The sequence below is a fragment of the Streptomyces sp. NPDC020845 genome (assembly GCF_044334165.1).
Lineage (GTDB): Bacteria > Actinomycetota > Actinomycetes > Streptomycetales > Streptomycetaceae > Streptomyces.
In genome coordinates, this window is sequence record NZ_JBIRSJ010000004.1 from 221,981 (window position 1) to 243,592 (window position 21,612).

12 protein-coding genes are annotated in these 21,612 nt (G+C 70.4%); 9 read left to right on the forward strand and 3 right to left on the reverse strand.

Going from position 1 to position 21,612, the window contains the following annotated elements:
* The first annotated feature begins 573 nt into the window (after positions 1-573).
* The 7 genes from ACH4U7_RS11060 (at position 574) to yicI (ending at position 9,465) form a co-directional block, all read left to right on the forward strand.
* Entirely contained in the window at positions 574-1,206 is a 633-nt protein-coding gene (locus tag ACH4U7_RS11060) for a hypothetical protein (protein WP_398527668.1), read from the forward strand.
* Positions 1,207-1,325: 119 nt separating this feature from the next.
* Positions 1,326-2,399, forward strand: a complete 1,074-nt coding sequence (locus ACH4U7_RS11065; RefSeq protein WP_398527669.1) for a LacI family DNA-binding transcriptional regulator — start codon at positions 1,326-1,328, stop codon at positions 2,397-2,399.
* A 267-nt stretch (positions 2,400-2,666) separates the two neighbouring features.
* Positions 2,667-3,899, forward strand: coding sequence for an ABC transporter substrate-binding protein (locus tag ACH4U7_RS11070; RefSeq protein WP_398527670.1), 1,233 nt, complete (start codon positions 2,667-2,669; stop codon positions 3,897-3,899).
* A 9-nt stretch (positions 3,900-3,908) separates the two neighbouring features.
* Positions 3,909-4,862 carry a carbohydrate ABC transporter permease gene (locus ACH4U7_RS11075; RefSeq protein WP_398527671.1) on the forward strand — a complete coding sequence of 318 codons (954 nt, stop codon included), beginning with the start codon at positions 3,909-3,911 and terminating at the stop codon, positions 4,860-4,862.
* A 5-nt stretch (positions 4,863-4,867) separates the two neighbouring features.
* Positions 4,868-5,683 (forward strand): carbohydrate ABC transporter permease, encoded by an 816-nt coding sequence (locus tag ACH4U7_RS11080; protein WP_385617937.1) that lies wholly within the window; start codon positions 4,868-4,870, stop codon positions 5,681-5,683.
* A gap of 40 nt (positions 5,684-5,723) precedes the next feature.
* Complete coding sequence (locus tag ACH4U7_RS11085; protein WP_398527672.1) at positions 5,724-7,142, forward strand: GH1 family beta-glucosidase; 1,419 nt, start codon at positions 5,724-5,726, stop codon at positions 7,140-7,142.
* Position 7,143: 1 nt separating this feature from the next.
* Positions 7,144-9,465, forward strand: coding sequence for an alpha-xylosidase (yicI, locus tag ACH4U7_RS11090; protein WP_398527673.1), 2,322 nt, complete (start codon positions 7,144-7,146; stop codon positions 9,463-9,465).
* Here yicI and ACH4U7_RS11095 read toward each other — a convergent pair.
* Positions 9,462-10,877 carry a helix-turn-helix domain-containing protein gene (locus ACH4U7_RS11095; protein WP_398527674.1) on the reverse strand — a complete coding sequence of 472 codons (1,416 nt, stop codon included), beginning with the start codon at positions 10,875-10,877 and terminating at the stop codon, positions 9,462-9,464. The genes yicI and ACH4U7_RS11095 overlap by 4 nt on opposite strands.
* Before the next feature lie 156 nt (positions 10,878-11,033).
* Positions 11,034-14,348: a right-handed parallel beta-helix repeat-containing protein gene (locus ACH4U7_RS11100; RefSeq protein ID WP_398527675.1), complete on the reverse strand. Its 3,315-nt coding sequence runs from the start codon at positions 14,346-14,348 to the stop codon at positions 11,034-11,036.
* Between the two features lie 98 nt (positions 14,349-14,446).
* On the opposite strand from ACH4U7_RS11100, the gene ACH4U7_RS11105 reads away from it, so the two are divergent.
* The gene (locus tag ACH4U7_RS11105) at positions 14,447-15,697 is read left to right on the forward strand and encodes a S8 family serine peptidase (protein WP_398527676.1); all 1,251 of its coding nucleotides are present in this window, start codon (positions 14,447-14,449) and stop codon (positions 15,695-15,697) included.
* A gap of 158 nt (positions 15,698-15,855) precedes the next feature.
* Here the strand turns inward: ACH4U7_RS11105 and eccCa are convergent, their stop codons facing one another.
* Positions 15,856-19,827, reverse strand: coding sequence for a type VII secretion protein EccCa (gene eccCa / locus ACH4U7_RS11110; RefSeq protein WP_398527986.1), 3,972 nt, complete (start codon positions 19,825-19,827; stop codon positions 15,856-15,858).
* Between the two features lie 380 nt (positions 19,828-20,207).
* On the opposite strand from eccCa, the gene eccD reads away from it, so the two are divergent.
* Positions 20,208-21,608 carry a type VII secretion integral membrane protein EccD gene (gene eccD / locus ACH4U7_RS11115; RefSeq protein ID WP_398527677.1) on the forward strand — a complete coding sequence of 467 codons (1,401 nt, stop codon included), beginning with the start codon at positions 20,208-20,210 and terminating at the stop codon, positions 21,606-21,608.
* Positions 21,609-21,612 lie beyond the last annotated feature (4 nt).

Below are 21,612 nucleotides of genomic sequence, written 5' to 3' on the forward strand. Positions count from 1 at the left end.
GAGTACGGCTCGCCCAGGTTGCGCGGCGGGGCCTGGATCGCTGTCACCGCCGATGGCGGGCAGCGAAGCGGGCACCGTCATGGAGACGAACTGCCTCTTCGCGGGGGAAGGGGCCCACTGTGGATCTTGGCGGAGAGACGTGCTTCATCAGGTGTTCCTTGTGGTGGCGGCTGTCAGGCGAGGTATGCGAGGGGCCCGGAGCAACCCCCGTTACTCCCGGCAACCCCCGTTACTACGGGTCTCGGCGCAGCCTAAGGAGGGTGGCGCGGCGCACGCTTGAACCACAGCGTCAATGTTGTGGAATATGAGCGTCACCGGACAGTGTCGAAGCAATAAGTGCAGGTGAGAGGTCCTACAGCAGCCCGATCGCGGATATGAGCCCGACCGGCATCGTCCCGTCGGCCACCGCGGACAGCCGACGGTCCCACCCTGTTACTCTCGACCACCAGCAAGGCCTGCCCTCTGTAACGGATTCGATGTAGACACTCGCATCCTCGCAGGTCAACGGCGTCTTTCTGATGTCGGAGCATCAGATCCGCCGCCATTCCGCTGAATCCCCAGGGTTAGGGAAGCATGAGCGCAGTGAAAATGATCAGGTCGAAGAAGACTGCTGTCGGCTGGATCGCCGGCTTTTGTGTGATGGCCGCGGTGTCAGTCCTCACGGGGTGTTCGACGGACTCGACGAAGACGGACTCGACGAAGGCAACGGACACCAAGGGCTCGGCCTCGACCGCCGATGCCACCCCGTCCCAGAAGGGGCAGTCCGGTGCCGGCGATCAGTCCTCGGCGCGGGGGGCGGTGGCCACGTGGGTCACCGCGGTCGTCCAGGACCGTGCCAAGGAGGCATGCCTGGCCATGGCGAACCCGGGCATGGACGGGGCTCCCCCGACGCCCAACACCGCGGAGATGTGCTCGGGCAACGGGGAGGAGGCAAAGGAGATGAAGGAACAAGTCCACCGCGTGCACACCGCGTTCACCCCCGACCAGCCGAAGAATCCCCCGACGGTGAAGGTCGCCGAGGTCCCGGTCACGGACAAGAAGGCGACGGTCGACGGTGAGCAGATCACCGTGGACGGTCAGACGCTGAAGGCCATCGTCCTGTCGAACTCCACCGGAGTGGAGGAGGACGAGGTCGTTGTCAGGATCGAGGTTGGCGTCAGGGAAGGCCGCTGGTATGTGACAGATCTGCGGCTCTCCGTGGTCTGAGTGGTCTGACTTCGCGGTGTCGGCAGCCGTCGCATTTATGCAGGTGAGGCGTCGCATATATGATGGGGTTTGCCGCTCGGGCCTTTCGTCGTCGTGCCCGCATCACCGAGGGGTCGAGGTTGCCAACCATCAGGGATGTCGCCCAGCACGCAGGGGTCGCGCCGAGCACCGTCTCCTACGTGTTCAACGGCTCCCGGCCCATTTCCGATGAGACGCGCCGACGTGTGCAGGAGGCCGTGGACGCGCTCGGGTATCACCCGCGGGCCAGCGCCCGGACCCTGCGCTCCAGCCGCACCCATGTGATCGCGCTCGCTCTGCCCCGACCGGCCGGCCGGCGGAACGCTGTGGACGGCCCTTTCGCGATCGAGATCAGCGACGCGGCCGTGAGACTCGGCTACGACCTGCTGCTCACCACGTCCCAGGACAAGGCCGAGGGGCTGCGCCGGGTGGCGCTGAGCGGCCTCGCCGACGCGGCGGTGCTGATGGCCGTCGATATGGAGGACGCCCGGATCGATGTCGTGCGGGAGCTGGCCTTTCCCGCCGCGCTCATCGGGCGGCCGGCCGACGAGGACGCCCTGCCGTGGACCGACCTGGACTGGGAGGAGGCCGCCGCCCTGGTGGTGTCCGAGCTGGCCGCCGCGGGACACCGCGAGATGGTCTACCTCGCGCCCACCAAGGCGGAAGTGGTTGCCAGGCGCAGTTACGCGCTCCGGGGTATCGCCGGAGCGACCCGTGGCGCCCGGGGCACCGGCGCCGCCGTCACGGTGGCCCATGCGGTGAACGATCCGGCCGGGCTGGCCCGCCGGCTCCGGGTGCTGCTCGCGGAGCGCGCGGACGGCGGGGCTGGCGGGCGGCCGACCGCGCTGATCGTGCAGCACCCCTCCGCGCATCACCACATCCTGACGTCCGTGACCGATGCCGGGCTCCGTATACCCGAGGATCTCACCGTCGTGGTGATCGGTGCCCTGCCCGGAGACCCGGCCGGCCGTCGGCTGCCTCGTGTCGAACTGCCGGTGGAAACGCTGGCCGGCGAGGTGACCCGGCTCGCCGTGGCCGCGGCCACGGCACTGCACGAGACCGCCGCGGGGGATGCGGAGGCCGGTCCCCGGCTGCTCGCCGACGCCGTCGGGCATCTGCTGATCGCCCCGGCCCTGCTGCCGGGGGACGCGCCGCTCACCGCCCCGCGGGGCTGAACTCCGCAGGCCTTCCCTGCGGGCCTGCCTCGCCGGATCCCGTGGGCCCGCCCGGCGCAGCCGTGGCTGTTTTCCTCTCCTGAGACTCTTGTCGCCATCGGATACCTGCCCTTAACATCACTGCAGTCCACTTCGTCGAATCGATTCGACGCGATGTTCCGGCGCACTGGCCACCGCGGAACACCGACCTCGTACGACCCCCGTCTCCTCGCAGAACCAGAGCCGGAGCCGGAGCCAGAGCCGCTGCCCGAACCGAGAGACACCCACATGCCATTGCTTCGCCGCCGCCCGCCGGCGCCGGTCCTGCTCCTGCCCCTCCTTGTGGCCTCGGCCGGCCTCACCGGATGCGCGCAGGAGGCCGACCCCAACACCATCACGGTGCTGAACTCCGCCACGGACCAGCATGAACACGACCAGCAGCAGAAGTTCTTCGACCGGTGTGCCAAACCCCTGGGGGTGAAGGTCGAGCAGACCAGTGTTCCCGCCGCCCAAGTGGCGACCAAGGCGCTGCGGATGGCGTCGTCGCACTCGATGACCGACATCCTGGAGCTGGACGGATCGGAGCTGCCGCAGTTCGCCGACACCGGTGGCCTGGTCCCGCTGAAGACAGCGGGCGTGAGGGTGGACGGGCTCTCGCCAGGGGCGGTGAGCATGGGGAGTTTCAAGGGCACCGCGTACGGCATCGCCCGCTCGGTCAACACCCTGGCGCTGTTCTACAACACGGATGTGCTGAAGGAGGCGGGGGTGGCGCCGCCCACCACATGGGACGAGCTGAAGGTGGCGGCCAAGAAGCTCACCCGGGGCAAGACGTTCGGGATGGCTTTCAGCGCGACACCCGACGCCGACGGGGTGTACCAGTTCCTTCCCTTCTTCTGGTCCGCGGGCGGCGACGAGGCCCACATCGACAACGGCAAGGGCGAAAAGGCGGTCCAGCTGTGGAAGGACCTGGTCAAAGACCGGTCCGCGTCAAGTGCCGTGGTCACCTGGAACCAGCAGGACGTCAACGATCAGTTCATCGCGGGCCGGACGGCCATGATGGTCAACGGCCCTTGGCAGGTTCCCGTGCTCAGCCAGCACAAGTCCCTGCACTGGGCGGTCACCACCATCCCGGTGCCCGAGGCCGGCAAGGCTCCGGTGGCGCCGATGGGCGGAACCGTGATGACCCTGCCCCGCACCGGCGACACCGGGCGCCAGGCCACCGCGGCCAAGATCCTCAACTGCCTCAACGAGCGCAAGAACCAGGTGGGCTGGGGTGCGGGCGTGAACAACATCCCCACCAGGGCCTCCGCCGCCGCCGAGTACAAGGCCGACAACCCGAAGCTCGCGGGCTTCGCCGACACAGTCGCCACCGCCCGTTCCCGTACCGCCAAGGTCGGCGCCCGCTGGCCGGCCGTCTCCAACGCCCTGGCGGGCGCCTTCCAGTCTGTTCTGACCGGCAGTTCCTCGCCCGAAGCGGCGCTGAAGCGTGCCCAGTCGCAGGCCACGGCCGGCGGAGAGTGAGGAGCCTTCATGAGTACCACCACTGCCGTGCCCGCCAAGTCCGCGGCGGCGAGCCCCGCGGTCCCGGGCCGGCGAGCGTCCCGCGCCGCGCTGACACGCTGGCTCTTCGTGGCGCCCGCCGTGCTCTACATGCTGGCCTTCTTCGGGTATCCGCTCGTACGCAACGTCGTCATGAGCTTCCAGCACTACACACCGCGTACCTTCTTCACCGGCGAGGCACCGTTCAACGGCCTCGACAACTGGACCGCGGTGTTCGGCAATGAGCTGTTCACCAAATCTCTCTGGCACACGGCCCTCTTCACGCTGGGGTCACTGTTCGGCCAGTTCGTGCTGGGCCTGGCGCTGGCCGTGTTCTTCTCCCGCCGGTTCCGGCTGTCCGGCTTCGCCCGTGCGGTGCTGCTGCTTCCGTGGCTCATCCCGATGGTCGTCTCGTCGGTCGTCTGGCGGAAACTCCTCGACCAGGACACCGGGGTGCTCAACACCCTGCTGATGAACCTGCACCTCACCTCGGAGCCGGTGCCCTGGCTGAGCAGTCCGAGCGTCGCCCTGCTGTCGGCGATCCTGGTCAACATCTGGGTCGGCATCCCGTTCAACATGGTGATCCTCTACGGTGGGCTCCAGGAGATCCCACGTGAGATGTACGAGGCCGCCTCGCTCGACGGCGCCGGTCCCTGGCGTACGTTCCGCAGCATCACGCTGCCGCAGTTGCGGCCGGTGATCACGGTGGTCCTGGTCCTCGGTTTCATGTCGACGATCAAGATCCTGGACCTGATCCTCGCGCTGACCGGCGGCGGGCCGGCCGACTCCACGCAGACTCTGGGCACCGCCACCTACCAACTGTCTTTCCAACAACTCGACTTCGGGCAGGGCGCCGTGGTCGGCAACGTCCTCATCCTCATCAGCGCGGTGTTCGCCGTGTTCTATCTCCGGGCCAACCGGTCCGACTTCGGTCAGGGGAAGTGATCGCCATGTCCGCCCGCACTGTGCGACGGTGGAGTAACACCGTCATCGCGCTGGTCGTTCTGGCCATTCTGCTCTTCCCCCTGTACTGGATGCTCAACATCGCCCTTCAGCCGGGCGAAAGTCTCGCCTCGACCAGCTGGTTCCCCACCTCGCCCGGCTGGTCGAACTTCGAGCGGGCGCTGGACAGCCAGGGCGGCTCGCTCGTGACCAGCCTGGTCGTCGCGCTCGGCGCGGTAGTCGTCTGTCTCGCGATGGCGGCGCCCGCCGCCTACGGCCTGGCCCAGCTCGGTGTGCGGGGCGGCCGGTCCATCGTGTTCGGCACCCTGATCACCCAGATGGTGCCCGGCATCGTGATCGCCAACGCGCTCTACAGCGCCTATGTCGATCTGCACCTGGTCAACTCGCTCCCCGGGCTGATCCTGGCCGACGCCTCGCTCGGACTGCCGTTCTCCATCGTGCTGCTGAGGGCGTTCATGGTGTCGATCCCGAAGGAGATCGTGGAAGCGGCGATGGTCGACGGTGCGAACCGCTTCACCGCCTTCGTCCGCATCGTGCTCCCGATCAGCCGTAACTCGCTCATCACGGCCGGGCTCTTCACCTTCCTCTTCGCCTGGTCCGACTTCATGTTCGCGCTGACGCTCAACACGACGGACGACGTCAAGCCGATCACCCTCAGCATGTACGAGTACATCGGCGCCCACGTCAGCGACTGGGGCGCGGTCATGGCCACGGCCGTCGTCTCCGCCGTCCCGGCGGCGATCCTGCTGATACTGGCCCAGAAGTACGTCGCCGCGGGCATCACCGGCGGTTCGGTCAAGTAGTACGCACACCTCTCAACACCCGGAAGGTCCGCAATACAGCATGAGCAGCACCTCCCCTCAGGCACCGGACACCGCGCGGTTTCCCGTCCTCCCACCCGGCTTCGTCTTCGGGACCGCGACCGCGAGCTACCAGATCGAGGGCGCGCACGACGAGGACGGCCGCGGACCGTCGATCTGGGACACCTTCAGCCACACTCCCGGCCGCACCCAGGGCGGTGCCACCGGTGACACCGCATGCGACCACTACCACCGCTACCGGGAGGACGTCGAACTGCTGCGCCGGCTCGGTGTCGACTCCTACCGCTTCTCCGTGGCCTGGCCGCGGATCCAGCCGCGGGGCACCGGCCCGGCCAATGCGAAGGGGCTGGACTTCTACGACCGGCTCACCGACGCGCTCCTCGAAGCCGGTGTCTCCCCGGCCGTCACGCTCTACCACTGGGACCTGCCGCAGGCGCTGGAGGAACGGGGTGGCTGGCGGGTCCGGGAGACCGCCGAAGCCTTCGCCGAGTACACCCGGCTGGTGGTGGAGCGACTGGGCGACCGGGTGGGCCGGTGGATCACCCTCAACGAGCCCTTCTGCTCCGCCTTCGTGGGATACGCGGAAGGACGGCACGCTCCCGGCGCCCGCGAAGGCACCGGAGCCCTGGCCGCCGCGCACCACCTGCTGCTCGCTCATGGGAACGCGGTGCGGGTGCTGCGCGAGGCCGGCGCCTCCCAGATCGGCATCACACTGAATCTCGACCGTATTCACGCGGCCAGTTCCTCCCCGGCCGACCTGGCCGCGCTGCGCCGCGCCGAGACGCTGCACAACGAGGTCTGGACGGAGCCTCTGTTCAACGGCCGGTATCCCACCGGTGAGTCGGAAACCTGGGGCGAGCTGGCCGACGGCTCGTACCGGCGCGACGGTGACCTGGACACCATCGGCACACCACTGGATTTCGTGGGGCTGAACTTCTACCGCCCGCTGACCGTCTCCGACGCACCGTACGCGGAGGCCCACGCGTCTCGGCGTACCGCGATGGACATCCGGGTCGCCGAGAGCGACCCGTACGGCACCCGGCACACCACCATGGGCTGGCCCGTCGTCCCCGCGGCCTTCACCGAGTTGCTGGTGGACCTGGCCGCGCGGTACCCGAACCTGCCACCCGTCTACATCACGGAAAACGGTTCCGCCGAGGCCGACACCGTCTCGCCGGACGGAGCCGTGCGGGACACCGACCGGGTCGCCTACCTGCGCGACCACCTGGCGGCCGTGTCCGCCGCCATCGACGCGGGAGTGGACGTCCGCGGCTACTACTGCTGGTCGCTCCTTGACAACTTCGAGTGGGCCCGGGGCTACGGTCAGCGCTTCGGGATCGTACGGGTCGACTACGAGACCCAGGAACGTACGCCCAAGGACAGTTACCACTGGTTCCGTGAGCTGATCACCGTCAACCGCGCGTCCACGCAGGAGCACTGAAATGAAGTTCACCGACGGCTATTGGCAGCTGCGGCCGGGCGTGACGGCCCGCTATGCCACCTCCGTCGCCGACGTGGACGTCGCCGACGACCGTTTCACCCTCTACGCGCCGGTCACCCGCATCCGGCACCGCGGCGACACGCTCAACGGTCCGCTGGTGACCGTGGAGGCGTGGTCACCCGCCGAGGGCGTCATCGGCGTACGGCTGTGGCACCACGGCGGCAGGCGCCCGCGAACCCCGGCGTTCACCCTCACCGCCGACCCGGACGGTGGGCATGCGAAGACCGTACGCGAAGGCTCGGCGGTCGAGCTCGTTTCGGGCGCGCTGTCCCTCAAAGCCGACACCGAGGGCTCCTGCAACCTCAGGTTTGTCTCCGACGGCAAGGTCATCACCTCGCTCGGCCCCCGCGACATGGGCTTTGTCACCGACGCCGACGACCGCCACCACATGCTGGCGAAGATGTCGCTCGGCGTCGGCGAGACCGTGTACGGCCTCGGCGAGCGCTTCACCCCGTTCACCAAGAACGGCCAGAGCGTCGACATCTGGCAGGCCGACGGTGGCACCAGCAGTGAACAGGCTTACAAGAACGTGCCGTTTCACCTGAGCAACCGTGGTTACGGTGTTTTCGTCAACCACCCGGGCAACGTTTCCTACGAGATCGGCTCCGAGAACGTCGGCCGGGTCCAGTTCAGCGTGGAGGACCAGTCCCTCGAGTTCTTCGTCATCGCCGGACCCGCCCCGAAGGACGTTCTGCGCCGCTACACGGGTCTCACCGGCCGGCCCGCGCTGCCACCGGACTGGTCGTTCGGGCTGTGGCTGTCGACCTCCTTCACCACCTCCTACGACGAGGAGACGGTGGCCCGGTTCGTGGCGGGCATGGCCGAGCGGGACATCCCGCTCAGCGTCTTCCACTTCGACTGCTTCTGGATGCGGGAGTACCAGTGGTCCGACTTCGTCTGGGACCCGGCGGTCTTCCCGGATCCCGAAGGGATGCTGTCCCGGTTGAAGGAGCGGGGGCTGCGCGTCTGCGTCTGGATCAATCCGTACATCGCGCAGAAGTCTCATCTGTTCGCCGAGGGCATGGCGGCCGGCTATCTGCTGAAGCGGGCGGACGGTGACGTCTGGCAGTGGGACAAGTGGCAGGCCGGGATGGGCATGGTGGACTTCACCAACCCCGCCGCTCGCGAGTGGTACGCCGCCAAGCTGCGACACCTCCTCGGCCAGGGAGTGGACGCCTTCAAAACCGATTTCGGAGAGCGGGTGCCGACCGAAGACGTCGTCTGGTTCGACGGCTCGGACCCGGAGCGGATGCACAACTACTACACCCAGCTCTACAACGAGACGGTCTTCGACCTGCTGGTCGAAGAGCGCGGTGAGGGCGAGGCGGTGCTCTTCGCCCGTTCCGCCACCGCCGGCGGCCAGCGCATGCCGGTCCACTGGGGTGGCGACTGCGAGTCGACGTTCGAGGCGATGGCCGAGTCGCTGCGCGGCGGCCTGTCCCTCGGCCTGTCCGGCTTCGGCTTCTGGAGCCATGACATCGGCGGATTCGAGGGCACCCCGCCGCCGGCCGTCTTCAAGCGCTGGGTGCAGTTCGGCCTGCTCTCCTCGCACAGTCGGCTGCACGGCAGCAAGTCCTACCGGGTGCCGTGGGACTACGGCGAGGAGGCGGTCGAGGTCACCCGTGACTTCACCCGGCTGAAGCACCGGCTGATGCCGTATCTCTTCCACGCGGCGGTCGAGGCCAAGGAGTCCGGCACACCGGTGATGCGGGCCATGCTGCTGGAATTCCCCGAGGACCCGGGCACCCACGCGCTCGACCGGCAGTACATGCTCGGCGCCGATCTGCTGGTGGCCCCCGTCTTCAGCGAAGACGGCACGGTCGAGTACTACGTACCAGAGGGCATCTGGACCAATGTGCTCACCGGCGAGCGGGTCAGCGGTCCGGGCTGGAGGCGCGAGCGGCATGGTTTCCATACGCTGCCGCTGCTGGCCCGGCCGGGCTCGGTGGTCCCCTTCGGCGCGGTGGACGACGGCCCGCGATCCGAGTGGGCGGACGGTGTGACCCTCCATGTGTACCCGGGCGGGGCCGACGGCGCCGTGACCGTCACCACCATCCCCGCACGGTCAGGCTCTGCGGCCGCCGCGGTCTTCACCGTCCGGCGTTCGGGCGGCGAGACAGTCATCGAGACCGAGAGCGAACTGCCCTGGAACGTCGTGGTCGTGGGGGAGACCCCGGCCGATGACGCTGGGGCGCACCCGGCCGGCGCCTTGTACCAGGCCCCGCCCGGCACCCACCGGATGGTCGTGCCGGCCGCGCCCTAGCTCTCCGGCTTGATCCACTCGCTGCTGTCCGGCTGGTAGGTGTAGCCGGGGCGGCGGGCGCTGGTGCGGAACGGGGTGCCTTTGTTGTCGATGCGCACGGTGCCGTGGCGGTCGCCGCTGGACCAGTCCAGGGAGAGGTCCCAGCGGACATCGTGCGCGTTGGTGTGGGCGGTGACGTAGAAGACCTGCGGGTCGGACTCGCTGACCTTGTACGGGAAGTCGCGCTGGCCGTTCTTGACGGTGACCTGGGGGCTGCCGTCGTCGAGGTCGATGTCAAAGGACTCGCTCTTGACGGCGGCGCCGCCACCGCCGCAGACGACGCCCATCGAGTAGTCGTTCCAGGCGAGTGGGGCGTCCTTCGAGACGATGCGTACATGCAGCGCCTCCAGGACGACCGTGTCCTTCCCGGTGCCCTGTACGGAGAGGGCGACGCGCTGATCCCTCGAGGGGACCGCGCCGTACGCGGCGGCCCAGCGGGGCGCGTCCTGCTCGGTGACGGGCGGACCGACCTGTTCGGGCTCGCTGTCGACGAGGAAGTGCTGGTTGCACGGGTCCTTGTAGACGTAGGGCCGGGTGGTGACCTTGATTGGTGCCGCCTCGGCCTGCTCGGTGGTGACCCCGCTGTTGTGGGCGGCGGACGCCGACGCCGAGGGTTTGCCCTTCTTCTCGGGCTGGGATGGAGAAGCGGAGTCGGAGGCGGCCGGGCTTGTGTCGGCCGGGGTTCCGTCGTCCTCCGTGCCGGAGAGGGTGCCCACGGTGATGTCCCCGGCCCTCCGGTAGCCGTCGTCGCCTCTGAAGGACGGCAGAATCGCGGCGAGCGCGACGGCTCCCAGAGCGGCGGCCGCGGCGACGGGGGCGATGAGCGTGGTGCGGCGTCGGCGGGGGTGTGCGGGGGCGGACGGAGCGACGCTGCCGACGTCTGGTTCATCGCTTTCGCCTGGTTTGCGGAGTTCGCTGCCAGTGGATGCCGACGCCGTTCTCTCCGGTCCAGCCCCGCCCGGCGCCGTTCCGCCCGGCCCCGCCCCGCTCGGCCCCGCCCCGCTCGGCCCCGTTCCCTCCGGCTCTGTTCCGTTCGGACCCGGCCTCCTGCGTGCCCGCGCCGCATCCGCCAGAATCCACCTCCGGTGCAGCTCGACCTGCTCCTCGCGGGTCGCCCGGCAAACCCGGGCGAGCCGCTCGACCGGCGCGTAGTCGGTCGGCACCGCGCTGCCGTTGCAGTAACGGTGCAGCGTCGAAGTGCTCATGCCCAGCCGCTTGGCAAGCGCCCCGTAGCTCAGCCCCGAGCGTTCCTTGAGCCTCAGCAGCAACTCCGCGAACGCTTCCGCGTCCTCGGTGGGCCCGGTCGCTCCGGTGGTCCCTATCGACCCTGACACCGATCCTCCCCATGTCCCGCGTGGCCCGCCGCAGCCCATTCCCGCATTCCAGGCTCGCTGGAACTCTCCTGGTCAAGGCTCATTTTCCGGCCCAGCGTATCCAATTGCCGGTTCTTCGTAACGGCTGGGATGGTCGGCTGCACCATCGGCGGGGCCGTGGGCGGCCCCATCGGCTGACCGGGGCGGCCCCCGCCGTCAGCCCGCCGGTTGCCGCGTGTCCGTCGGGAGGTCGTCCGGCAGCAGCAGCCGTAGGTCGTCCAGGCCCGGTGCGGCCATCGGGCCGATCCGCCGGGCCTGCCGGGTCATCATCGCCTCCAGAATCTGGCGGGCCGTGCGGGCGTTGCCGAACGAGCGGTCGCGCGGCAGTCCGGCCACGTACTGGAGCAGCGCCTCGACGGTCTCGGGTGCGCAGTCGTAGCCGGAGGCCGTGGCGTGGCGGCTCATGATCTCGACCAGTTCGTCCGTGGAGTAGTGCTCGAAGTCCACCGAGCGGGAGAAGCGCGAGGCCAGGCCCGGGTTGGAGGCGAGGAAGCGGGCCATCTCCTCGGTGTATCCCGCGACGATGACGACGACCTCGTCGCGGTGGTCCTCCATCAGCTTCAGCAGTGTGTCGACGGCCTCGCGGCCGAAGTCGGAGCCGGCGCCCTCGGGGGTGAGGGTGTACGCCTCGTCGATGAACAGCACGCCGCCCAGGGCGCGTTCGAAAACCTCCTTGGTGAGCTGTGCGGTGTGGCCCACGTAGCGGCCGACCAGGTCGGCGCGGGCCACCTCCACCAACTGGCCGGTGGCCAGCACGCCCAGGGAGAGCAGCAGGTCGGCGTAGAGCCGGGCCACGGTGGTCTTGCCGGTGCCGGGCGGGCCCGAGAAGACCAGGTGGTGGCTGATTTTCGGGGTGGGCAGGCCGGCGGCCTGCCGCCGCTTGGTGGCCGACAGCAGGTTGACCAGGTCGGTGACCTCGCGCTTGACGGCCTGCAGGCCGATCATGGCGTCGAGGTCGGCGAGCAGTTCCTCGGGGCTGCGGCCGCCGCCCGCGCCCGCCGCCGACTCGTCCGCGATGTCCTCGGGCAGCAGCAGAGAGAGGTCGGCCTCGGCGGGGTTGACCATGGAGCCGAGCCGGAACGCCTGCCGGTCGATCATCTCCTCGAAGACCTGGCGGGCCGCGCGGCCGTTGCCGAACGTGGCGTCGCGCGGCATCCGTTCATAGTGCCGGTCGAGAGCGTCCAGGGTGCTCGGGGCCAGCTCGTAGCGGTGCGCCGCGCACATGCTCTCGGTGATGGTCACCAGCTCCTCGACCGAGTAGTTGGCGAACTCGATGGTGCGGGTGAAGCGGGAGGCCAGGCCCGGGTTGGAGGCGAGGAACGAGCCCATGTGGTCGGTGTATCCGGCGGCGATGACGACGACCTCGTCGCGGTGGTCCTCCATCAGCTTCAGCAGCGTGTCGATGGCCTCCTTGCCGAAGTCGGCGCCGGAGCCCTTGCCGTCGGACAGCAGCGTGTACGCCTCGTCGATGAACAGCACACCACCGAGCGCCTCGTTGAACGCCTCGGTGGTCTTGATGGCCGTACCGCCGATGATCTGGGCGACCAGATCGGCGCGGGAGACCTCCACCAGATGCCCGGAGCGCAGCAGGCCGAGTTCGGCCAGGATGCCGCCGTAGAGCCGGGCCACGGTGGTCTTGCCGGTGCCGGGCGGACCGGAGAAGACCAGGTGGCGGCTCATCGGCGGGACGGGCATGCCGAGGCTGGCCCGGCGCTGCGCGAGCTGGTTGAGGTTGACCAGGGTGCGCACCTGGTGCTTGACGTCGGCGAGGCCGATCAGCGACTCCAGCTCCGCCAGCGGGCCTTCGGGCTTCTTCTCGCCGGGGCGGGCGGCGGCCTTGCCCTCCTGGGCCAGGTCCCCGGCGGTCTCGCCCCAGGCGTCGGGGGTGGCGTTCCCGCTGCTGTTCAGGCCCTGGACGGTGAGGCGTTCGGTCGCGCGGGTCTGCTTCAGGCCCGCGCCGCGGTTGTCGCGTACGGCGCAGTCGGTGAGGGTGACCTGCTCGGAGCTGTCGACGCGGATGCCGTCGCCGACGCTGCCGCTGATCTGGCAGGCGTCGAGCTCGGCCCGGCCGCCGTTGGCCACGAGCACACCGTGCGCCCCGGCCTCGGTCACCTGGGTGCGGGTGGCGGAGAGTTCGGCGCCGCTCTCCGCGTGGAGCCCCGCAGCGGTGGACGCGTGGATCTGGCAGTCCCGCACGGTGGAGCGGCCGCCCATGCCGACCCAGACGGCGGCCTGGACCGTCGAGCGCAGCACGGTGCCGGTGACCTCGGGGGCGCCGCCGTTGACAGCGCGGATGCCCGCCCCTTGGGAGCGCTCGACCGTACAGTCCTCCAGACGCCCGCGGCCGTCCTCGGTGACCTCCACGCCGTGGCCGCCGGGCGCGAGGAGACGGGCGTTGCGCAGCAGCGGGTTGGCCCCGGTGCGGATGGAGACGGCGACACCGGCGGCGTCCACCACCTCCAGGCGGTCGAACTCGGCCGAGGCGTCCTCGGACAGCAGGACGGCCGCCGTCGCGTCGGCACAGTCGCGCACGGTGGTGTCGGAGAGCAGCGGGGCGCTGGAGGCGACGACGCGGATCGCGGAGGAGGCCGCGGCGTCGAACGCGCAGTCCTGGAACGTGCCCCGGGAACGCTCGGTGACCGCGAGGCCGTTGCCCTTGGTACGCGCGGTGCGGCAGCGCAGCAGCTCCGGGTCGGCACCCTGGGCGAGCACGATGCCGGGTCCTGTGGTGTCGCTGACGGTGACCTCTTCCAGCACCGGCCGGGCGGCACTGGTGACGTAGACGCCGACGGAGGTGTCGTGTACGTGGGTGCGCGCCACATGCGTGGCGCACCGGCCCTCCAGGGCAACGGCTGGCTTCTCGGTGCCGGAGATGTCGCAGTTCTCGACCCGGCCCTGCGCCTCGCCGTTGGCGAGCAGGCCGTTGCCCTTGGCGTCGCGCATCCGGCAGCCGCGCACGGTGGTGCGGGCCTGTTCGCTGAGGACGACCGCGGAGGTGCCCAGGTGCTCGATCAGGCAGTCGTCGATGACGCTGCCGGTGGGGGCGGTGTCCACGACGCCCGCGCCCTCGGGGTTGGAGACCCGGCAGCCGCGCATGGCCAGCGAGCCGTTCTCGCGGGCCAGGAGCGCCGTCCAGCCGGAGCCGACGACGGTGCAGCCGTCCATGGCGACCTGGCCGCGCGGCGCGTCCACCACCGGCAGGTCCTCGCTGCCGCCGCGCAGCATCAGGTCGGTGAGCATCACTGCGTCCGCGACGAGCACCACGGCGGTGCCGCGCGGCGGGCAGATCTCCACGCTGCCGCGGTCGCCGTCGGCGACGATGGTGAGCCGGGTCCTGACCGTGAGGTTCTCGCGGTAGCGGCCGGGCTTGACGCGGATGACCGCTCCCGTACGCGCCTTCGCCAGGGCCTCGCCGATCGTCCGGAAGTCTTCCGTCTGGTCCGGGCCGACCGTGAGCAACTGCCGTGACACGCTGAGACCTCCTTGTTGTGGTGCCTGTCGCACCACGATATATGGGTAAATCGACCACCTTGGGGTGGGTTGTCCCCGAGCCACGTATCATGCGCGCCATGCGACGTGTTCTTACTCACCGTCATCCGGTGGCGCGGGCGGTCGCCGCCGCCGCGCTGGCCACGGCTCCGCTCGCCACGGGGGCTACCCCCGCCACCGCGGACTCGGTGGAACTGCCCGCCGTCACCTCCGTGCTGGCGTCCGACGCCCCGTGTGCGAAGGCGTCCACCAAGAAGGCCGAGGACGCCACCTGGTCCCGGGCCACGCTCGGGCTCGGCCGGGCCTGGGAGCTGTCCCAGGGCGCCGGGGTGACCGTCGCCGTGGTCGACTCCGGCGTCGGTACGGACATCCCGGCGCTGTCCGGCCGGGTCACCGCGGTCGGTGACGCGGGCGAGGACTGCGTGGGCCACGGCAGTTTCGCGGCGGGCCTGATCGCGGCGGCGCCCGGCAAGGGCGTGGGCGTGGCGGGGGTCGCGCCCGGGGCGCGGATCCTGGCGGTGCGCGGGGCGCAGCCGCGCGGCGAGACCACCGCCGCGACCCTCGCGGCGGCCATCCGCACCGCGGTCGACAAGGGCGCCGAGGTCATCTACGTCGGGCGGGTGCTGGCGACGGGGAAGGCTGAACTGACCAAGGCCGCGGCGTACGCGGCCGAGCACGACGCGCTGGTGGTCGCGCCGGTCGGCCCGGACTTCCTCCCCAGGGACCGGAACACGGGCGGGACGGTCGAGCCCGCGCCCTGGTACTGGCCCGCGTCCGCGCCGGGTGTGCTCTCGGTCATCGACTACGGCCCGGACGGCAAGCGCCCAGACAGCGCGCCCGCGCTGGACGGTGCGGACCTGGCGGCGCCGGGTGACGCGGTGGTCAGCGTCGGGCCCAAGGGCTCGGGCCACTACATCGGTTCGGGCTCCTCGCTGGCCGCGGCGCATGTCGCGGGGGCGGCGGCGCTGGTACGGGCCCGGTACCCGGAGATGTCCGCGGCCGAGGTCGCACGGCAGCTGACGGTGGCCGCCTATCCGTCGGACACGCCACGGGTGGACCCGTACGCGGCGGTGAGTTCGCTGCTCACCGACAAGCAGGGCGCCACCCCGAAGCCGGCGGCCGCACACGTCCCCCCGGCCGCCTCCGCCGAGCCGCGCCAGCGCGCCCTGATCATCGTGGGCGCGGCCGGCGGCCTGGTGCTGCTGGTGGCCGCGGGGGCCGTGCTGATCCCCCGCGGCCGGGCCCGGGGCTGGCGTCCGGGGGGCGCGCGGGACGGGGAGCCCACAGCGCCCGCGGAGCCCACCGAGCCTGCGGCGGCCGGGAGTTCGTGAGGAACGCCGCCCGTACGGGCGGACCCTCGCTTCCATTCGGGCAGCCTCCGCGGTAATCCGGGCAGCCGCCCCGCCCGAATATCCCGGGCGGGCGGCCGAGGCCCCGCGGGAAGGTGAATATGTCCGGGGGGAGCGGGCCGTTTTCCGGCATCGGCGCGTCATGTCGCCGGCCCGTCGTCCACGAGCGCCGTCTGCACCTGTGTCGTCTTGTGACGGGCGATACGCGTGGCCCGTCCCGCCGCCAGCACCCGGCCCTTGACATTGCCGAAGAGGTAGCCTTCCGCCGGCGGGCAGGACAGCAGCAGACCGGGGGTGTTGACCTCCAGCATCCGCCGCAGCAGGCGGTCGTTGAGGCCGCGCGAGGCGCCCGCCGCGGAGCGGGCCACGACCAGATGCAGCCCGACCTCGTAGCCGAGCGCGAGGTGCGCCAGCAGCGGGTCGAACGGCGCGTTCATCGAATCGCCGCCCACCATGTCGTAGTCGTCGACCAGGATGAACAGCCGAGGGCCCGTCCACCAGTCGCACAGCTTCATCCGGCCCGGGGCGATGTCCGGGCCCGGCACCCGCTCCTTGACCGCCGGGGCCGCCCCGCCGATCATGTCGCGCAGCGCGTCGACGGATACCGCGTGGCCGAGGCGGTACTCGTCGGGGATGGCCTCCACCAGGGTGCGGCGGTAATCCACGACCATGATCCGTGCCTCGGCAGGCGTATACCGTTCCATGATCGCCTTGGCCGTCAGCCGCAGCATGTTGGTCTTGCCGCTCTCGGTGTCGCCGACGACGATCATGTGCGGGGTCTCACTGAAGTCGTGCCACACCGTGGACAGTTCGCTCTCCTCCAGGCCGATCGGCATCCGCAGATCGCCCTCGGGCGGCGGGAGCTGGGAGACCGGCAGTTTGGTCGGCAACATCCGCACCTGCGGGGTCCGCGGCCCCGGCCAGCTCTCCTTGACCGCCGCGACCAGGCCGGCGACCCCGTCCGCAAGGTCCTCCGCGCTCTCCACGCCGTCGATGCGGGGCAGTGCGGAGAGGTAGTGCAGCATGCCGTCCCGGGTCAGACCGCGGCCCGGCAGCCGCGGCACGGTGGCCGCGCGGCGGCTGTTGATCTCGGAGTCCATCGAGTCGCCCATCCGCAGCTCCAGATGGGTGCCGGCCTGGTCGCGCACGCCCGCGGACAGCTCCACCCAGCGGGCGGTGGTGACGATCAGGTGGATGCCGTAGTTGAGGCCGCGGGCGGCCATCGAGTTGAACGTCTGGATATGCTGGTCGAAGTCCTGCCGCACCGTCGACCAGCCGTCGATGACCAGGAACACGTCCCCGTACGGCTGGTCCGCGAACTCCCCGGCGGCCCGGCGGCGCCGGTAGGTGGCCATGGAGTCGATGCCGTGGTCGAGGAAGTACCGCTCGCGCGCGGCCAGCAGCGAGTTGACCTCCGCGATCGTCCGGCCCACCCGCTCGGTGTCCAGCCGCGCCGCCACCCCTGCCATGTGCGGCAGCTCCGCCAAGACCGCCAGCGCGCCGCCGCCGAAGTCCAGGCAGAAGAACGACACTTCGCGGGGGGAGTGGGTGAGCGCGAGCGCGGTGAGGATGGTGCGCACCAGGGTGGACTTGCCGCTCTGCGGGCCGCCCGCGATGGCCACGTGTCCGCCGACGCCCGACAGATCGATCGTCAGCAGGTCCCGCAACTGCTCGAAGGGCTTGTCCACGATGCCGATCGGGACGGTCAGCCGCCCCCGCCCCGGCCAGCCGACGGTGGTCAGCCCCAGGTCGGGGTCGGGGGTGAGCGGCGGCAGCACCTGGTCGAGGGTCGCGGGCAGGTCAAGCGGTGGCAGCCACACCTGGTGGGCGGGCGGCCCCGCGGTGAGCAGCCGCTCCACGGCGACGGACAGCAGCGTGTCCCCCGTCTCCTCCAAGTTCTCCTCGGGCTCCGGCTCGGGCAGGTCGGGCAGCTGGCGCGGCACCACATAACCGGAGGTCCACGGCATGGTCTGGCTGGCCACCCGGGCCTGGTTCGCGCCGGCCCGCCGCTCCTGGTACGGGCCGGAGACGTACGCCGCGCGGAACCGCGTCAGCGCCTCCACACCGGACTTCAGATAGCCGCTGCCGGGCCGCGGCGGCAGCTGGTAGGCGTCGGGCACGCCGAGCACGCCACGGCTCTCCATGGCGGAGAACGTGCGCAGGCCGATGCGGTACGACAGGTGGCTCTCCAGCTGGTGCATCCGGCCCTCGTCGAGCCGCTGCGAGGCGAGCAGCAGATGCACGCCGAGGCTCCGCCCGAGCCGCCCGATCATCACGAACAGGTCCATGAACTCGCGGTGCGCGGCCAGCAGTTCACTGAACTCGTCGACGACGATGAACAGGCTGGGCAGCGGCGTCAGCGGGGTGCCGGACGCCCGCGCCTTCTCGTAGTCCAGCGCGGAGGTGTAGTTGCCCGCCGCCCGCAGCAGCTCCTGCCGCCGCATCAGCTCGCCGTGCAGGGCGTCCTGCATCCGGGAGACCAGCGCCGCCTCGCCCGCCAGGTTGGTGATCACCGCCGAGGTGTGCGGCAGTTCGTCCAGGCCGAGGAAGGTGGCGCCGCCCTTGAAGTCGACCAGGACGAAGTTGAGCGTTTCGGAGGAGTTGGACAGCGCGAGCGCCAGCACGAGGGTGCGCAGCAGCTCGCTCTTGCCGGAGCCGGTGGCGCCGATGAGCATGCCGTGCGGCCCCGTGCCGCCCTGGGCGGACTCCTTGATGTCCAGCTCCAGCGGTGTGCCGTCGGCGCATACCGCGATCGGCACCCGCAGCCGGGCGGAGCCGGTGTTGCGCTGCCACAGCGTGGCCGGGTCGTGCCGGCGCAGGTCGTTGATCCCCAGCAGGGTGGTCAACTCCACATTCGCCGCCAGCGGTTCGGCGACCTCACTGCCCATACCCATCCGGTACGGGGCGATCCGCTTGGCCAGCGCGGTGACGCCCCTCGGTCCGAACCGGTCGGGGCGGCCGAGTCGGGTGGGCTGCTCCTTGCGCTCCCGGTCGGTACGGACCAGCGTGAAGTCCTGCCCGGACACCTCGAAGCGGAGCGTGACCCGGCCGGGCCGCCAGGTCAGCGCGCCGCTCAGATCCAGTACGACGGCGTTGCGGAAGCCCGGCCCGTCCAGCCGGTGCCCGCCGGGGACGCTCCCGCCGTCCACCACGATCACGGTGAACGGCTCCTCGCGCCCGGCCGCCGCGTCCGGGTCGAAGGCCGGCCGCTCCAGGAACTCGGCGCCGAGCAGGTCCTCCAGCTCGTTGAAGGCCGAGACGCACATGCGGGCCTGGCCCGCGCCGTCGCTCTCCTGGGGGTGGAGGTTGTGCGGCAGCCACTTCACCCATTCCCAGTCCGCCCGCCGCTCGTCGGACACGCACAGCGCCACCCATATGTCGTCGGGCGCGTGGAAGGTCACCAACTGGGCGATCATGGCGCGGGCGACGGAACGTATCCGCTCCTCGTCGCCGCGGAACAGCACCCGCGCCCAGGACCGCAGGTAGATGGCGATGGGCTGTTCTGGCACGGTGGAGTACGCCCGGATGAAGCTGCGCAGGGCGTGCGCGGCCAGTGGCTCCAGGTCCTCCACCGGCGTGGTGGCCTTCGGCGTCAGCCGCAGGCCGAGCTTCTGCTCGCCGACGGCCACCCGGACCTCGCCGAAGTCCTCGTCCTGCGGGCGGCGTTCCCACAGCCGGGTGGTGCCCACCAGTGCCCACAGGGCCGCGGGGTCCGGGTGGCGCCAGGCCAGCGCCTTCTTCTGGTCGGCGACCGCGGTGCGCACCTTGCGCCGGATCTGCGTGAGATAGCGCAGGTAGTCGCGGCGCTCGCCTTTGAGCCGCTGCTTGCGCTCACTGACCTTGCGCATCATCTGGCCGAGCATCATGGCGCCGGAGGCCAGCACCATCATGCCGACGGCCAGGTACATGAAGTGGCTTCCGGACGAACGGCTCATGCCCGGCCGCATGAACATCAGCATCATCGACACCGACATCAGCGCCATCGGCAGATACGTCCACACGGCGGAACTGTCGGGCACCACCTCGGGCAGCGTGGGCGGCTCCTGGAGGTTCAGCTCGCCCTCGGGCATGTCCGGGCCACGGCGGCGGGCCGGCCTGCGGAACAGGACCACACTCAACGAACGGTCTCCTTACGGGCGCGGTGCGGACGAAACCATGGCCTATTGAAATGCAGGTCGAGCCTTTTTCGCCACCGCGAGAGCTTACGCCTGGAGTTTCGCTGCTATTGCCTCAATGAACTCCAGTGACATTCTGTCATTTAGTGACACGCTGTCCTTCGGTCTCTTTACTTGTGTACCCCATGGAAGGTGTGTACTTTGCCGAAAGGTAAGTGCATTGCCCAGGTGAGCGGACGGAGTCATGTCCTACTGGAATGCAGGTCCAGCCCGTTTCGCTACCGAGACAGTTTCCGGCCGGAGTTTCAGTGTCATTCTGTCATTTCGCGACACGATTTCCTTCGACGGAATACCCCGGAGGAGCGTGAACCGACCAGATGACTGACACTCAGGTTGCCGACCTGTGTCGGCTGACCGTTCGCGCGCCCGCCAAGAGCGTCGATCTGGCGGTGCCCTCCGATGTCCCCGTGGCCGACTTGCTGCCCGCCGTCCTCGGCTACGGCGGCGAGGACCTCGGCGAGACCGGCATCGACCACGGCGGCTGGGTGCTGCAGCGCCTCGGCGGCGGGCCGATGGACGAGGAGCGCACCCTCGACTCGTACGATCTGCGCGACGGCGAAACGCTCTACCTCCGGCCGCGCACCGAGGCGCTGCCCGAGGCCCACCTCGACGACCTCGTGGCCGGCATCTCCGACACCATGCGGTCCCGCCCCTACGGTTGGACCCCCGAGGCGAGCCGGCGGCTGCTGCTCGGCCTCGCGGTGACCGTGCTCACCGCCGGGCTCGTGGTGCTCGCCCTGCCAGGCGGCTCCGTGGGGGTGCGCGCCCTGTGCGCCGCCGTGACCGGACTGCTGCTGGTCGCGGGCGCGGGGTCGGCGAGCCGCGCGGTCGGCGACGCCGGAGCGGGCGCCACGCTCGGCTTCATGGCCGCGCCCTACCTGGCGTTCGCCGGATGGCTGCTGCCCGGCGGCGACATCACCGGCGCGCATGCCAACGAGGTGGTCGGCTCGCGGCTGTTGGCCTCCTGCGCGGCGGGCGCGGGCGGCGCGATCGTCGTACTCGCCGCCGTGGCCGCGTACGCCGCGCTCTTCCTGGGCATCGGCGTGGTCACAGTGTTCGGCGCCATCACCGGGACCCTCATGATCACCGCGGACCTGGCGCCGCACCATGTCGCCGGGATCATCGCCCTGGCAGCGGTGGTGCTGGGCGCGTTCGTCCCCTCGCTGTCCTTCCGGATGTCGGGGCTGAAGGTGCCACCGCTGCCGACCAACGCCCAGCAACTCCAGGAGGGCATCGAACCGCACCCGACCGCGGCGGTCGCCGGCCGCACAGCGCTCGCGGACGGCTGGATGAGTTCGCTGTACGGGGCGGTCGGCGCCACCTGCGCCGCTTGCCTTGGGGCGCTTGCCTGGTACGCCAACCTCCCCTCGGTGCTCACGGTGGTGGCGCTCTCGCTGCTGCTGATGCTGCACGCGCGAGGTCTGGGCAACACCTGGCAGCGGCTCTCGCTGACCCTCCCCGGCGCGGCCGGGCTGCTCCTGCTGATCCTCGTCGGCGCGGAGTCCTACGCACCGGACCGCCGGCCGGTGGTGGCCGCCGGACTGCTCGGCCTCACGGCGGTCATCGCCATCGTCTCCTGGACCGTACCGGGGCGGCGCCTCGTCCCGTACTGGGGACGGGCGGCCGAGATCCTGCACTACCTGATGGCGCTCAGCCTGCTGCCCCTGGTCCTGTGGGCGCTCGGCGCCTACAGCGCGCTGCGCGGGCTGATGGCGTGAGCGA